The organism is Methylocystis sp. H62 (genome assembly GCF_015709515.1).
In the GTDB taxonomy this organism is placed as follows: Bacteria; Pseudomonadota; Alphaproteobacteria; order Rhizobiales; family Beijerinckiaceae; genus Methylocystis.
The window spans coordinates 161,345-176,200 of the sequence record NZ_JADNQZ010000051.1; the positions used below are offsets into that span (position 1 = coordinate 161,345).

Annotated in this window: 12 protein-coding genes and 1 tRNA gene; 6 read left to right on the forward strand and 7 right to left on the reverse strand. The window is 64.9% G+C overall.

The window, feature by feature from the left end:
* From IYY11_RS09630 to IYY11_RS09640, 3 genes are all read left to right on the forward strand, one after another.
* On the forward strand, positions 1-3,298 hold a 3,298-nt coding region (locus IYY11_RS09630; protein WP_196403652.1), incomplete at its 5' end, for an S-layer family protein.
* 92 nt (positions 3,299-3,390) lie between these two features.
* Positions 3,391-3,993, forward strand: coding sequence for a hypothetical protein (locus IYY11_RS09635; RefSeq protein WP_246719817.1), 603 nt, complete (start codon positions 3,391-3,393; stop codon positions 3,991-3,993).
* Positions 3,994-4,035: 42 nt separating this feature from the next.
* Entirely contained in the window at positions 4,036-4,818 is a 783-nt protein-coding gene (locus tag IYY11_RS09640; RefSeq protein ID WP_210331284.1) for a hypothetical protein, read from the forward strand.
* Between the two features lie 317 nt (positions 4,819-5,135).
* On the opposite strand, the gene IYY11_RS09645 is transcribed toward IYY11_RS09640, so the two are convergent.
* From IYY11_RS09645 to carB, 4 genes are all read right to left on the reverse strand, one after another.
* A tRNA-Thr gene (locus IYY11_RS09645) sits at positions 5,136-5,211 on the reverse strand.
* A gap of 119 nt (positions 5,212-5,330) precedes the next feature.
* Positions 5,331-6,368 (reverse strand): mitochondrial fission ELM1 family protein, encoded by a 1,038-nt coding sequence (locus IYY11_RS09650; RefSeq protein WP_196403653.1) that lies wholly within the window; start codon positions 6,366-6,368, stop codon positions 5,331-5,333.
* A gap of 78 nt (positions 6,369-6,446) precedes the next feature.
* A complete protein-coding gene (gene greA / locus IYY11_RS09655) occupies positions 6,447-6,923 on the reverse strand; it encodes a transcription elongation factor GreA (protein ID WP_196403654.1) in 477 nt (158 codons plus the stop codon).
* Between the two features lie 157 nt (positions 6,924-7,080).
* On the reverse strand, positions 7,081-10,419 hold the full coding sequence (gene carB, locus IYY11_RS09660; protein ID WP_196403655.1) for a carbamoyl-phosphate synthase large subunit: 3,339 nt from the start codon (positions 10,417-10,419) through the stop codon (positions 7,081-7,083).
* Between the two features lie 453 nt (positions 10,420-10,872).
* Between carB and IYY11_RS09665 the strand changes: the two genes are divergently transcribed.
* Positions 10,873-11,175: a cytochrome c gene (locus tag IYY11_RS09665; protein WP_196403656.1), complete on the forward strand. Its 303-nt coding sequence runs from the start codon at positions 10,873-10,875 to the stop codon at positions 11,173-11,175.
* A 2-nt stretch (positions 11,176-11,177) separates the two neighbouring features.
* Complete coding sequence (locus tag IYY11_RS09670; RefSeq protein ID WP_196403657.1) at positions 11,178-11,552, forward strand: GtrA family protein; 375 nt, start codon at positions 11,178-11,180, stop codon at positions 11,550-11,552.
* A 152-nt stretch (positions 11,553-11,704) separates the two neighbouring features.
* On the opposite strand, the gene hemF is transcribed toward IYY11_RS09670, so the two are convergent.
* The 3 genes from hemF to IYY11_RS09685 all read right to left on the reverse strand — a co-directional run bounded on the left by hemF (position 11,705) and on the right by IYY11_RS09685 (position 13,992).
* The gene (gene hemF / locus IYY11_RS09675) at positions 11,705-12,688 is read right to left on the reverse strand and encodes an oxygen-dependent coproporphyrinogen oxidase (protein WP_196403658.1); all 984 of its coding nucleotides are present in this window, start codon (positions 12,686-12,688) and stop codon (positions 11,705-11,707) included.
* Between the two features lie 64 nt (positions 12,689-12,752).
* A complete protein-coding gene (locus IYY11_RS09680) occupies positions 12,753-13,421 on the reverse strand; it encodes an rRNA methylase (protein ID WP_196403659.1) in 669 nt (222 codons plus the stop codon).
* Positions 13,422-13,518: 97 nt separating this feature from the next.
* Positions 13,519-13,992, reverse strand: coding sequence for a tRNA (cytidine(34)-2'-O)-methyltransferase (locus IYY11_RS09685; protein WP_196403660.1), 474 nt, complete (start codon positions 13,990-13,992; stop codon positions 13,519-13,521).
* A 283-nt stretch (positions 13,993-14,275) separates the two neighbouring features.
* Here IYY11_RS09685 and petA point away from each other — a divergent pair, with 283 nt between their 5' ends.
* Positions 14,276-14,806, forward strand: a complete 531-nt coding sequence (gene petA / locus IYY11_RS09690) for a ubiquinol-cytochrome c reductase iron-sulfur subunit (protein WP_196403661.1) — start codon at positions 14,276-14,278, stop codon at positions 14,804-14,806.
* The last annotated feature ends 50 nt before the right edge of the window (positions 14,807-14,856 follow it).

Genomic DNA, 14,856 nt, shown 5'->3' on the forward strand with positions numbered 1-14,856 from the left:
CGCTGATGGCGCGAACGCGACCGCGGCGGGGCAGGCCAGCAACGCCAAGGGAGCGAACGCCACCGCCTCCGGCCAAGCCAGCAACGCGAATGGCGCCAGTGCGACCGCGACCGGGCAGAACAGCAACGCCAACGGGGCTCAGGCGACAGCGACGGGGCAGAACGCCAACGCTACTGGAGCCAACGCCACTGCGACCGGCATGAACGCGATCGCTGATGGCGCCAACGCGACCGCGGCGGGGCAGGCCAGCAACGCCAAGGGAACGAACGCCACTGCGACCGGGCAGAACGCGAACGCCAATGGCGCCAACGCTACGGCGACAGGCCAGGCCAGCCTTGCTAACGGCGAGTTCGCCAGCGCTTCGGGCCAGGCGGCGCGCGCCGAGGGCCAGACCGCCACCGCCACGGGACAAAACAGCTTCGCTAATGGAGCCGCCGCAACGGCGACTGGTCAGGCAAGCATCGCGAATGGTCAGTTCGCCACCGCGACCGGCATGAGCGCGATCGCAGATGGCGCGAACGCGACCGCGGCCGGGCAGGCCAGCAACGCCAAGGGAACGAACGCCTCCGCCTCCGGCCAAGCCAGCAACGCGAATGGCGCCAACGCGACCGCAACGGGACAGTTGAGCGTCGCCAATGGGGCGAACGCCACGGCGACCGGGCAGGCCGCCTTTGCCAACGGCGCCTTCGCCACCGCGACCGGCATGAACGCTGTCGCTGATGGCGCGAACGCGACCGCGGCGGGGCAGGCGAGCAACGCCAAGGGAGCGAACGCCTCCGCCTCCGGCCAAGCCAGCAACGCGAACGGCGCCAATGCGACCGCGACCGGGCAGAACAGCAACGCCAACGGGGCGCAGGCGACAGCGACAGGGCAGAACGCCGTCGCTGATGGCGCCAACGCGACCGCCTCCGGCCAAGCCAGCACTGCGAATGGCGCGAACGCCACGGCGACGGGACAGTTTAGCGCCGCCAATGGCGCGAGCGCCACCGCGACCGGGCAGGCCGCCTTCGCCAACGGCGCCAACGCCACCGCGACGGGCATGAACGCCAACGCCAGTGGCGGGAGCGCGACCGCGACAGGACAGGGCAGCTTCGCGAAGGGCGCCTTCGCCACCGCGACGGGCCAGCTCAGCCTCGCCAACGGCGTGAGCGCGACCGCGACCGGCAGAACCGCCACGGCCAACGGAGATGACGCCACCGCGACGGGGCACGCCAGCTTCGCCAACGGCGCCGGAGCCACGGCGACCGGCGGCTTCGCGATCGCCAACGGCGAAAACGCCACAGCGACCGGAACGAGTAGTCTCGCCGAAGGCGCCAATGCCTCTGCTTCCGGAAGAAGCAGCTTCGCCAACGGCGTCAACGCCACCGCGACCGGGCACATCGCTACAGCTGATGGCGCGAACGCGACAGCGACCGGCCAGGCCAGCAACGCCAGCGGCGAATTCGCCACGGCGACGGGGCAGGAGAGCTTCGCCAACGGAACGAACGCCACCGCGACGGGCCAAGGGAGCGTCGCCAATGGCGAATTCGCCTCGGCGACCGGACGCAACGCCAACGCCAACGGCTCCAAATCGACGGCGACCGGCGCGGGCAGCAAGGCTGATGGCTCCTTCGCCACGGCGACGGGCGCCGAAAGCATCGCGCAAGGCGAGAACGCGACGGCGACCGGCGAGAACAGTTTCGCCAATGGCGTGCACGCCACGGCGACCGGCCAAAAGGCGACGGCCAATGGCGCGAACGCCACCGCGACCGGTCAAAACAGTTTAGCGGATGGAACAAAGGCGACCGCCACCGGCGTTGACAGCGTCGCGCAAGGCAACAACGCGACCGCAACTGGACATCTCGCTCTGGCCAAGGGCGACGCATCGACCGCGACAGGCGCCGGCAGCGTCGCCAACGGCAAGAGCGCCACCGCCACTGGCGCGGTCGCCGTGGCGACCGGCGACTACGCCACAGCCACCGGCGTTTTCAGCCAAGCGACGGGCAACGCTGCCACGGCGTCGGGCTGGGCGAGCTTCGCGACTGGCGAGAACGCCACCGCCACGGGCGCAAACAGCAAGGCCACCGGCGAGAACGCCACCGCCGCCGGCTCCAACAGCAACGCAGCGGGCCAATTCGCGACGGCCGCGGGGGCGAACAGCGTTGCTAATGGCGCAAGCGCCACCGCGACGGGCGCCAATAGCAACGCCGCCGGCCAATTCGCCACGGCAACCGGCGCGGGCAGCCTCGCCGCCGGCCAGAGCGCCACCGCGACCGGCCGCGCCAGCAACGCCACAGGGACGTTTGCAACCGCGACCGGCGCCGAAAGCATGGCCAGCGGCGAAGAGGCTACAGCGACCGGACAGGGCAGCAAGGCGATCGGCGACAAATCCACGGCGACGGGCAGAAAAGCCAACGCCACGGGCGAGAAGGCGACCGCGATGGGCTGGAACGCCAACGCCATCGGCGAAGAGGCCACCGCGACCGGCGCGAACAGCCAGGCGGAAGGCAAACGCGCCACCGCGACGGGGCAGTTTGCGCGGGCTTTGGGCGGCAACGCCACGGCCAGCGGACAATTCAGCACGGCGAGCGGCGCGAACGCCACCGCCATCGGCCAGCAGAGCGCCGCCTATGGCGAATACGCGACGGCGGTCGGCCAGGGTTCGGTCGCAACGGGGGCGACGGCGTCCGCCTTCGGCCAAAACGCCAACGCCTCCGGCGAAGGCGCGACGGCGCTCGGACAAAACGCCAGCGCGACCGCGAACAACTCAACGGCCGTGGGCGCTGGCGCGAATACCGCAGGCTATGCCAACGCCACCGCAATCGGCGCTGGAGCGACCAACACCGCCGCCAATCAGATGATGTTTGGCGGCGTGACAACGACCTATGCGGCGCCGGGCATTACCTCCGCCGCGAGCCGCGCCGCGCAGAACGGCGCCACGAATTTCGTGACTTCGGACGGAAACGGCAATCTCGCGACGAGCGATTACGGCCCAAGCGCCATCGCCGGCCTTTCTGGCGCGGTGAACGGTCTCGGCATGAACGTCGTGGGCATTTGGCAGAGCGTCGGCAATTTGCAGAGGTCGGTTCGGCGCGGCTATGAAGGTTCGGCGGTCGCGATCGCCAACACGGCGCCGACGATTTCGCGCGACGCCAGATTCGGCGTCTCGGCGAAATGGGGTAATTTCCGCGGAGAGAACGCCTTCGGCGCAATGGCGCAAGTTCGCCTGAATCCGAATATCGTCATCAACGGGAGCCTCGCCGTCGGTCTGCGCTATGGTGGCGTCGGCGGCGGAGTCGGCGGACTCTACGAGTGGTGATCGCGTCACGCCTGTTTGCGCGGGGGTGTATCTCGCGCAGCGCCGACCCGCGCTCGGGAACGCCGATCGCCGGGAGCAAGGAGAGAGCGCTCTTGTTCACAATTATCGACTTCACAATTATCGACCTGCGACGTCGGCGTATTTTCCGGTCTTTCGGTCCAGCCATCGACGATGCACGGAAGCGCCGATTTGCTACGATCGCCTTAAGCCTCTGCGTGGCGGGCGTCTGCTTGGCGAGCGCCGATCTTATGAATTCCGCGCGCGCCGAACAGGCCGCGAAGCCTGCCAGCATCGAACGCCCCGGCGTGCTGATCCTGGTGCGTTCGAGCTTGCTTGCTTTGGATCACGCCAACAAAACGGGCGTATACACCGTTCTGCGCGATCTGGGTTCGCCTCAGTTTCAAACCAACACGGCCGCGCGTCTTTCGGATATTTTCGCGGGCCAGCGGCGCGACAAGCTCGATTTGTCCGCCGTCGCGGCAGTTGACCCGCAGCTGTCCACGCCGCCTCAGATCGACCCCAACGGCATGTTGCGCTTGGTTGGTTTCTTCCCCGCCGGCCAGCAACAGCTCAACTTTGACCTCAGCTTCGCGCCGGTGAACGGGCAGTGGCGATTGTTTGGAATTTCGGCGGGGCTCGGTCCATCGCCCGCCGCGGCGCAACTGCCTCAAAACCGCCAAGCGCCGAAGAAATGACGATCCATGGATAGCGCGCGTCGAAGCGAGATAGAGAAGAGCATGCTTCCAGATTCAGCATTGCAATCCATGAATGTGATGTTTGCGACGCCCTGCTATATTTCGGCGGTCAGCATGAATTACGTCACAAGCATATTCAATCTCACCTGGCATTGCGCGCGCTTCGACCTCAAATGCATTTTGCACATGCATGCGGAAAGCCTCATCACGCGCGGCCGTAATAAGATGGTGATGAAATTCTTATCCGACGAGTCGCTCACGCATCTGTTCTGGATCGATTCGGATATCGCCTTCACGCCGCAGTCCGTTTGCCGCCTGCTGCTTGCGGACCGCGACATTGCCGCGGGCGTCTATCCGATGAAAAGCTTCAACTGGCCGGAAGAAGGTCTGCCCGCCGGCACGACGCGCGAAGAGTTCGAGAAGCGCTACACCGACTATCCATTCAATCCGATCGGGCATGGCTCGAAGCGGGTAAGCGAATTTGCAGATAGCGACGGCTTCGTGGAGGTGGCGGAGGCGCCGACCGGCTTCATGTGCGTCAAGCGGCATGTGTTCTACGATATGATGGAACGCTATCCGGATCTGCGCTACACGCCGGACGGTCCGCCCAACAATCCACAAGCGCATCTGCATTGGCGATTCTATGATTGCATGATTGATCCCGACTCCGGCCGTTATCTATCGGAAGATTTCGCCTTTTGCCGTCTGTGGCGCGACATGGGCGGGAAGGTGTGGGTCGATCTCGACTGCAAGCTGATGCATCTCGGTCAGCACAACTATGCGGGAGATCTCTCCGAAAGCCTGCGGCGGCAGGGCCGTTGGTGACAGCCCAGGGACGTTTCGATCTTTAGCTTGGACTGGCTCATCAATTGGCGATGGCAAGCGTCCCGCAGTTGCAAAAGGTCGTCAGCACATCGTCGTAATCCAAGTTCTGCGACCATGCCTTCATGTGCTCGGCGTCGACCCGACATCTCGTGTTGCGAATTGAATGCGGGTTGAATTACGGCAGGCCCGCCTGCGCGCAGGCCTCTCGGAAGCCGGTTGGGCGTTGGCCCATGGTTCCCCGGCGAGGCCGCTAACCGGCAAGCATTGGCTCGCGCCAAGCGCTACGCGGACTATTCCGGCATTGTCAAATATTGGTTTGGTGCCGCTTGAGGGATTCGAACCCCCGACCCCCTCATTACGAATGAGGTGCTCTACCAGCTGAGCTAAAGCGGCGATTGGCGGACGCCCAAAGGCGCGCGGCGGGTCACTCTTATCGGCGCGCGGCGGGTTTTTCAAGCAGCCTCGCGCCTTGCCGGGACGGGGACGCGCAGAAAAGAGGAGTGCGCTCAGAATTAAGGACGCCGCCCGGCAAAAGCCAAATAGGCTTGCGCGACGGCGCGGGCGATGTCGGGCGTCGCATTGACAGGCGCGCGGCGCCAGTCCTCGAGCGCGCCGCTCCAGATGCGGATGGCGCCGGCGTCGGCGAGCGCCGAAAGATAGGCGTCGATCTTGCCCCGGCGGCCGGGCGGCGGAACGACATATACCGGCGCGGCGGTGGCGATCGCCTCTCCCACCATATTGACGCTGTCGCCCGTGACGATGATCGCGTCGGCGTTCGCCAGCATCGAAAGATAGGGGTTCTCTCCCTCTCCATCCCAGAAGCAGCCACTTGGGCCGACGAGAACGCGCCGAAACCTCTCGCGCAGGGCGGTGGGGGTGCGTCGCGACGCGGTGGCCATCACGCCGCGCCCGCTCGCGAGCAGCGAAGCGGCGATGTGCTCCAGTGCGGCGATGTGCGCCGGGCCATAGGCGCCATGGCGGCTGTCGCCACCGATGATGAGCGCAACGCGCGGGCGGGGCAGGACGGCGATGCGGGGATCGGGCGCCGCGCGCGCCGCGGCGAGCCGTTCCGGCGTGAGCCGGTTCGCCGGCGTGAGCGGCGAGAAGACATTCGCGCCGCGAAGGCCGTCATGGCGCGGCGCGACGATGAGGTCGGCGGCGCTCAGTCCGTTCGCGGGCTTGTTCAGATAAACCGTGAATGTTCGCCCGCCGGAGTCGCGCTTCAAGCGCTGGAGCGCCGGGAGCGTCCGGCGTCCCGCGGCGATCGCGATATCGGGGTAGGGCGGGGCGTGTGCGAAGCCGTCCCGCGGGTCGGCTGGCGCAAAAGGCGCGAGCGCTGCGTAAATCGCGCGCGGCGCGACGCAGCGAATGTCGGGCGCCGCGCCCAGCGCTTCGGCGACGCCGAGCGTCTGCGCCTCATGCCCGGCGCGGCCATCGGAGAGAATGCGAAGCGTCGTGCCCGGCGGAAGGTTCAGGATGCTCGAAGCGCCCCCTCCCCAGCCCTCCCTCGCTTCGCGGGAGAGGGGATCAGATCCGGGCCAGTGACACACGCCGCGCAACCTTTGCGGTTAGGGTCCCCCCTCTCCCGCTTTAGCGGGGAAGGGACAGGCAGGGGGCGACGCCGTCCCTCACCCAAATGCGACCTTCAGGATCTCGTAGCTCTTGCCGCCGCCCGGGGTCGTCACCTCCACGGTGTCGCCGACGGTCTTGCCGATCAGGGCGCGCGCGATGGGGCTCGTGATCGAGACCCGGCCGCTCTTCACATCGGCCTCGGTCTCGCCGACGATCTGATAGGCCTTCTCCTCCTCGGTGTCCTCGTCGACGACCGTCACCGTCGCGCCGAATTTGATCGTCGAGCCCTTGAGCTTCGAGACGTCAATGACTTCGGCGCGCGACAGCTTGTCCTCGAGTTCGGCGACGCGGCCTTCATTCAGCGACTGCGCCTCTTTCGCCGCGTGATATTCGGCGTTTTCCGAAAGATCGCCATGCGCGCGCGCTTCAGAGATCTGCTGAATGATTCGCGGACGGTCCTCCTGCTGTCGGCGGCGCAATTCTTCTGTGAGCGCGGCGTAGCCGCCGGCGGTCATGGGCACCTTCTCCACCATTGCTTTCGCTTTCTAGTCTTTTCTTGAGTTTCGCCAATCACGCGGCGCATCGGCGGAGGTCGCGCCCGCCGAACTGCGGCCATGCGCGAAGGCATAGGCCGCCAAGTGGTGGTCAAATGTCACCGCACCGCCGCTTGCGTCGCAGAACTCCCAAATTTCACTTGGTCGCGTTGGGCGGAAAATAGTCCTGCAGCGCCCGGACCCTGAGGTCTCCAGACACATAGGCGCGTATTCCCTGGGCCGCCGCGACCGCCCCCGCCAGGGTCGTATAATAGGGAACCTTATGCAGAAGCGCGGCGCGGCGCAAGGAGCGGGAGTCCGCAAGCGCCTGCGCCCCTTCGGTGGTGTTGAAGACGAGCGCGATCGAGCCGTTCTTGATGGCGTCGACGATATGCGGCCGTCCCTCCGACACCTTGTTCAATTTCTGGGCGGGAATTCCCCGCTCGACGAGGTAGCGCGCCGTGCCGCCCGTGGCGACGATGGAGAAGCCGACCTCCTTCAACAGGCGGACCGCCGGAATGATTCGGCCTTTGTCCGCGTCCCTGACCGAGACGAAAACGACGCCCTCGCGCGGTGCCTTGGTGCCGCCGCCGAGCTGGCTCTTGAGGAAGGCGGCGTCAAAAGAGGTGTCGAGACCCATGACTTCGCCCGTCGAGCGCATTTCGGGGCCAAGGACGGTGTCAACGCCCGGAAACCGCGCGAAGGGGAAGACGGCCTCCTTCACGCCGACATGCGCCGGCTTCGTGTCGAGCGGATCGAAGTCGACGAGCTTCGCGCCGGCCATCACCCGAGCCGCGATCTTGGCGATCGGGCTGCCGATCACCTTGGCGACGAACGGCACGGTGCGCGACGCGCGCGGGTTCACTTCGAGCACGTAGATCTCGCCATCCTTGAGCGCGAATTGCACATTCATCAGGCCGACGACTCCAAGCGACATGGCGAGGCTTTTCGTCTGCGCCTCCAGCGCGGCGATCGTCTCGGGGGCGAGCGAGCGCGGCGGCAGCGAGCAGGCCGAATCGCCGGAATGAATGCCCGCCTCTTCGATATGTTCCATGACGCCGGCGACCACCGCCTCGTCGCCGTCGGCGAGACAATCCACGTCGATTTCGATGGCGTCGGTCAGATAGCGATCGAAGAGCAGCGGATTCTTGCCGAGCACCGTGTTGATCTGCCCGGTCTTGTCGTTCGGATAGCGCGCCTTGATCTCGGACGGCACGAGGCTCGGCAACGTGCCGAGGAGATAATCGTCGAGATCGCTTTGATCGCGGATGATCGCCATGGCTCGGCCGCCGAGCACATAGCTGGGGCGCACGACGAGCGGCAGTCCAAGCTCCTGCACGATGATGCGGGACTGCTCCACGGAATAGGCGATGCCGTTTTTGGGTTGTTTCAGCCCCAGCTTGTCAAGGAGCCGTTTGAAGCGATCGCGGTCCTCGGCGAGGTCGATCGAATCGACCGGCGTGCCCAGAATAGGCGCGCCCGCCTGCTCGAGGCCGTGCGCTAGTTTCAGCGGCGTCTGCCCGCCATATTGCACGATGACGCCCACAAGCTCGCCGTTGGACTTCTCGACGTCGAGAATCTCGGCGACGTCTTCATTCGTCAGCGGCTCGAAATACAGCCGGTCGGAAGTGTCGTAATCCGTCGAAACAGTCTCCGGATTGCAATTGATCATGATCGTCTCGAAACCGGCGTCGGCGAGCGCGAAGCAGGCGTGACAGCAGCAATAGTCGAATTCGATGCCTTGCCCGATACGGTTCGGGCCGCCGCCCAGAATGACGATCTTGTTCTTGTCCGAGGGCCGCGCCTCATTCGCGGGGCTCCCGATGAACGGCGTCTCATAGGTCGAATACATATAGGCGGTGGGCGAAGCGAATTCGGCCGCGCATGTATCGATGCGCTTGTAGACGGGCCGCACGTCGAGACGGTGGCGCATGTCGCGCACGTCTGCCTCTTCCAGGCCCGCAAGCGTCGCGAGGCGCGAATCCGAGAAGCCGGCGAATTTGAGCTTGCGCAGATTTTCGGCGTCGTCTGGCAGGCCATATGTCTTGACCTTGTTTTCGAGCGCGACGATTTCCGCGATGCGCTCGATGAACCAGATGTCGATCTTGCTGGCTTCGTGAATGGCTTCAGCGGTCATGCCGAGCCGCAGCGCCTGGCCGACAATGAGCAGCCGGTCCGGCGTCGGCGTGCCGAGCGCGCCGCGCAGCACATTCATGTCGTCGCCTTTTCCGAAGCCTTCGATTTCGATGTCATCGAGGCCGCAGAGGCCCGTCTCCAGCGAGCGCAACGCCTTTTGCAGCGACTCGGCGAAATTGCGGCCGATCGCCATCGCTTCGCCGACCGACTTCATGGCCGTGGTCAATGTCGGTTCGGCGCCCGGAAATTTTTCGAAGGCGAAGCGCGGAATTTTGGTGACGATGTAGTCGATCGTCGGCTCGAACGAGGCAGGCGTCGCCCCGCCGGTGATGTCGTTGGCGATCTCGTCAAGCGTGTAGCCGACCGCCAGCCGCGCCGCGACCTTGGCGATTGGGAAGCCGGTGGCTTTCGACGCCAGCGCCGACGAACGCGACACGCGCGGGTTCATCTCGATGACAATCATGCGGCCGTTTGAGGGATCGACCGCGAATTGCACGTTCGAGCCGCCGGTTTCGACGCCGATCTCGCGCAACACCGCGATCGAGGCGTCCCGCATGATCTGGTATTCCTTGTCGGTCAGCGTCAGCGCCGGCGCGACGGTGATGCTGTCGCCTGTGTGCACGCCCATCGGATCGATGTTTTCGATGGAGCAGACGATGATGCAATTGTCCGCCTTGTCGCGGACGACTTCCATCTCGTATTCCTTCCAGCCGAGAACGCTTTCTTCCACGAGCACTTCATTGGTCGGCGAGGCGTCGATGCCGCGCTCGACGATCTCGATGAACTCCACCTTGTTGTACGCGATGCCGCCGCCGGTGCCGCCGAGCGTGAAGGACGGACGGATGATCGCCGGCAGACCGATATCGTCGAGCGCCTCGAGCGCGGCGGGCAACGTCTTGACGTGATGCGAGCGCGGCGTGTCGAGGCCGATTTTCGTCATCGCCTCGCGGAACAGTTCGCGATCCTCGGCCTTGTCGATCGCATGGGCGGTCGCGCCGATCATCTCGATATCGAATTTCTTCAGCACGCCCATTTTTTCGAGGCTGAGCGCGCAATTGAGCGCCGTCTGTCCGCCCATCGTCGGCAGCAGCGCGAAGCCGCCGGGCGCCGCGTAGCGCTCCTTCTCGATGATCTTGGCGACGATTTCGGGCGTGATCGGCTCGATATAGGTGCGGTCCGCCATGTCCGGGTCGGTCATGATCGTCGCCGGATTGGAGTTGACGAGAACGATCCGATAGCCTTCCGCCTTGAGCGCCTTGCAGGCCTGGGTGCCCGAATAGTCGAATTCGCACGCCTGGCCGATGACGATGGGGCCGGCGCCGATGATCATGATCGTGGAAATGTCGGTTCTTTTCGGCATGCCGCCTCAGTTGTCATCCGCTCGTCAGCGCTCTTTCGCCCTCATGCCGAGGAGCGCCGTAAGGCGCGTCTCGAAGCAGGGGGCGAGATTTGTCCAGCGGTTTCCTCATCTTCGAGACGGCGGCTGCGCCGCCTCCTCAGGATGAGGACACCTTTCGTCTTTTGCCCGGCGCACGCCGCGCAGGAGGCGAGCGCGCATAAAAAAGGGCCGCGTTTCCGGCCCTTGGACCAGAACGCGTCCCGAACTTGCCCGTCATTTTGTCGGCGAACCGGTGATGCGGGCGGCGAGCGGGGCGCGCCCGGCTCGAAAGTCGCCGACTGTCTAGACGAGAATGACGGTCATGTGAAGGGGCGGCGAGGGTGGGAGAGGGGCCTCAAAGGGGAGGGACCGCGCCGCAGGCCGGCGAATTTTGCGCTATCATGCCCGTTCCTCGTCGCTTCGAAATGGCGCCCCATGCGGATTACGACCTCATTGCTTTTTCCGATGTTGCTTTTCATCGCCGGCGCGGGGCGCGCCGAGGCCGGCGACGTTTCCGACGTTCTGGCGCAATGCGCGGCGTGTCATGGCGCGGACGGGATCGCCAAAAGCGCCGACGTTCCGCATCTTGCCGGCCAGCACGAACTCTATCTCTTCAACCAGATTAAGGCGTTCAAGACCGGCAGGCGGGCGCATAAGGAGATGCGCTACATGAGCCGCCAAATGTCGGAAGCCGAGATGCGGGACATCGCGCGCCACTACGCAACGATGCCGCGCTGAGCATGTCGACCGGGCGCCAGCTTGCGACTTACGCGTCGGTCGGCGTCGGCGCGACGCTCGCGCATTACGCCATTCTCATCGCATTGGTCGAAGGCGCTGGCTGGCGCGCCGTGCCGGCGACGCTGTGCGGCTATGTGGTCGGCGGGCTCATCGCGTATCTGTTGAACCGGCGCCACACCTTCACAAGCGATCGGCCGCATGCCGAGGCGACATGGCGATTTGCGCTGGTCGCGTTTGCGGGCTTTTGCGTCACCTATGCCTTGATGAGTCTCTTCGTCGACCGCTGGAGCGCGCCTTATCTCCCGGCGCAGATGGTCACAACCGTGCTGGCGATGTTCGTCACCTTTGCGCTGAACCGGCGATGGACATTTGGGTGAGGCGTTTCAGCGACGTCATGGCCGGGCTTGTCCCGGCCATCCACGCCGTGTGACATTTCACGAATGCTGCAAGGAAGCCGCAGCGGCGCTGCGTGGATGCCCGCGACAAGCGCGGGCATGACGCTGCTGTGGCCGATGACGCGCGAAATAACTTACGGCCACTTCACCAGCGGCGGCATGGAAGACAGGATCGAGTCGACATTGCCGCCGGTCTTCAATCCGAAGATCGTGCCGCGGTCGTAGAGCAGATTATATTCGACATAGCGGCCGCGCCGCACGAGTTGCTCGTCGCGCTGCGCCGCGCTCCAGGGCTTGGCGAAATTGCGCCGAACGAGTTCCGGATAGATCTCGACAAAACTTTCGCCGACGTCGCGCGTGAAGGCGAAATCCTGATCCCAGGCGGAATTCTGCGCGTCTCCGGCGCTGTTGAAATAGTCGTAGAAAATCCCGCCGATGCCGCGCGGCTCGTTGCGATGGGCGAGGAAGAAATATTCATCGCACCATTGCTTGAAGCGCGCATAGTCGGCGACGGAATGGCGCTCGCAGGCGCCGCGCATGGCGGCGTGAAAGGCGATCGTGTCGGGATCGTCCTGCGTGCGGCGCGCATCGAGCACCGGCGTCAGGTCGGCGCCGCCGCCAAACCACGCCCTGCTCGTCACGACGAAGCGCGTGTTCATATGCACGGCGGGAACATTCGGGTTCCAGGGATGCGCGATCAGCGAGATGCCCGTCGCAAAAAAGCGGGGGTCTTCCGCCGCGCCCGGGATCTGCTTGGCGAATTCAGGCGCGAAGGTTCCAAAGACCGTCGAGCAATGCACGCCGGCCTTTTCGAACACGCGGCCATGGATCATCCCCATGCGGCCGCCGCCCCCCGGCGCGCCGATGTTTCCAGCGTCGCTTCCTGAAGTCGCGCCGCCGATGTTTCCAGCGGCGCTTTCTAAAGCCGCGCCGCCTTGATCCGTCCGGCTCCAGGGCGTGAGAACGAAGCGGCCCGGCGCGTCGGCGTCTTGCGCGAATGGCCCCGGAGCCTCATCCTCCAGCGCCTCAAAAGCGGCGATGATGCGCAGCTGCAACGATTCGAACCATGCGCGGGCGGCTTCCTTGCGGGTTTCGAGCTGATCGGGCGCGGCGTTCATCGACGTCTCCTCTTGACGCCGCTTCTTCCCGCCGGCGCCGCGCCTTGTCAATTCAGCAGGACGACTATTGCGCCATGCGTGCGACTTTCATCTTGGGGTCACGCGGCGCGGCTGGCGTTGCCGTCGCCGCTGCGAAGCCGGCGCGCAGAAACTGCGCGAGCGCCGTCTTGACGTTTCTGCCGCGCTCCGTGAGTTCGGTGACGTAGCAAAAGCGCGGCTCGCCGTTGGGCCAGGCGTCGTTTCTGGCTTTCGCCTGGCGCATGTCTTCAAGCACCTGCGCCTTCACCTCGCGCGACTCTTTCATCGTGATCAGCCCGTCAGCCGCCAAATGTCGGTCCGCAGCATAGTCCTCGTTCATTTTCTGCGTGGACAACGCGAAGTCGCACAGCTTTCCCTGATCGCCGACGTAGAGAATGCGCTCCACCCAGTTCGCGCGCAGCGACAAAATGTCCTCGGGCAGCATTCCCCTCATTTCGACGGGCAGGGAATGATAGATCGGCGTCGACTCGGCGATCTGATCCACGGCGAACGCGGCTTTCACGTTGAACCCTTCGAAGCTCTGAATTTGCGTGAGTTTGACGAAGGCCTTGCCGATTGCGCCGCGCGCCTCGGCGAAGTTGGTCACGAGGGCGTAAAGGCCCACGCAGAGCAGTCCCGTGAACATGGCCGCATTGAGAGATTTGAGCAGCCGCTGCCAAAGTATGAGCGAGACGCGAATTGCCTGATGGGTCATATCGCCCTCCCAAAATTCGTTAACATCGCCTTAAAAACGGCGACGATCTCGAATTAAGCGGGCTTCTTCTCAACGCGCTGTGCGCCGCCGCACCCCGTCAGCGGCGCAACTGCCGAAGCGCCTCGCTCATGACGATCGCCGCGGCGACGGCGACGTTCAGCGAGCGCATGCCGCCGCACATGGGAATGCGGAGCGTCAGATCGGCGGCGGCGTGGACCTCTTCCGGCGCCCCTGCGGACTCCCTGCCGACGAGCAGAATGTCGCCTTCGCGGTAAGCGCAGTCGAGATAGGACGCAGACGCCCGCGTCGACAGCAGCAGCAGTCGACGCCTCTCGCCCGCCTGCCCGGACGCAGCCCGCCAAGTTTGAAAGGCCGCGAAGGATGCATGTCGGTCAATCGTCACGTGATCGAGATAGTCCATGCCGGCGCGGCGAAAATCGCGGTCGCTTGTGGGAAATCCGGCCGGTCCGATGATCGCCGCCGAAACGCCGAGGCACGCGCATGTGCGCAGCATGGCGCCGGCGTTTTGAGGGATGTCCGGCTGGTATAAGGCTAGCGTAAGAGACGTCATGGTCCGTTCGAGCGGGAGGAGATGGTGAATTTGCGGCATATCGCCGCGAATATCGGCAACGGTCTTGTGCGGCAGGGTGAATGCCCAAATTTCCCTATGTCGGCTTGTGGACAGCGGCGGGGATTCGCGTCACATATCACCTCCGCCCCGCCGCAGCCTTGGCATTGCCTTGGTGCGGCGCACCGCAGCGATTGGCCGGAAGCGGCAAAACGTGGAACGACCGCCTTGGGCGCAGCCGCTGCCTCGGCCGCGAAGACTTGAGAGCGTTGGGAGAGGTTCGAGCGTGACAAGCAAAGACACCGCCGCAAAACCGGCGGAGCCAAGCCGGCGGGACATTCTCTATATCGCAACGGGCGCCGCCGCAGCAGGCGCCGCGGCCGGCATGGTCTGGCCGCTGATCGCCCAGATGAACCCGGACGCGTCCATCCTCGCGTTGGCCTCGACGGAAGTCGATCTTTCGTCGGTCCCAGAAGGCCAGATTGTCACCGTGAAATGGCGCGGCAAGCCGGTTTTCGTGCGCCATCGGACGCCGGCCGAAATCAAGGCGGCGGAGGACACGCCGCTGTCGGTGCTGCCTGATCCGGAGGCCGATTCGAAACGCGTTCAAAAACCCGAATGGCTCGTCATCATCGGAGTCTGCACGCATCTCGGCTGCATTCCGACCGGCAAGGAAGGCGAATACAACGGCTGGTTCTGTCCCTGCCACGGCTCGGTCTACGACCTCTCGGGCAGGATTCGCAGCGGCCCGGCGCCGACCAATCTGGAGGTGCCGCCTTACGCCTTCATCGCCGAGAGCAAAATTAAGATCGGCTAGCCAAGGCCAAGCGCCTTTCATTTTTCCCGCGCGAGATTCCGAGAGCACCA

Coding starts and splice junctions, on each gene's coding strand:
- carB (WP_196403655.1), bottom strand. CDS start 10,419: ATGCCGAAAAGAACCGACATTTCCACGATCATGATCATCGGCGCCGGC.
- IYY11_RS09680 (WP_196403659.1), bottom strand. CDS start 13,421: ATGACCCATCAGGCAATTCGCGTCTCGCTCATACTTTGGCAGCGGCTG.
- IYY11_RS09665 (WP_196403656.1), top strand. CDS start 10,873: ATGCGGATTACGACCTCATTGCTTTTTCCGATGTTGCTTTTCATCGCC.
- IYY11_RS09640 (WP_210331284.1), top strand. CDS start 4,036: ATGCTTCCAGATTCAGCATTGCAATCCATGAATGTGATGTTTGCGACG.
- hemF (WP_196403658.1), bottom strand. CDS start 12,688: ATGAACGCCGCGCCCGATCAGCTCGAAACCCGCAAGGAAGCCGCCCGC.
- greA (WP_196403654.1), bottom strand. CDS start 6,923: ATGGTGGAGAAGGTGCCCATGACCGCCGGCGGCTACGCCGCGCTCACA.
- IYY11_RS09670 (WP_196403657.1), top strand. CDS start 11,178: ATGTCGACCGGGCGCCAGCTTGCGACTTACGCGTCGGTCGGCGTCGGC.
- IYY11_RS09685 (WP_196403660.1), bottom strand. CDS start 13,992: ATGACGTCTCTTACGCTAGCCTTATACCAGCCGGACATCCCTCAAAAC.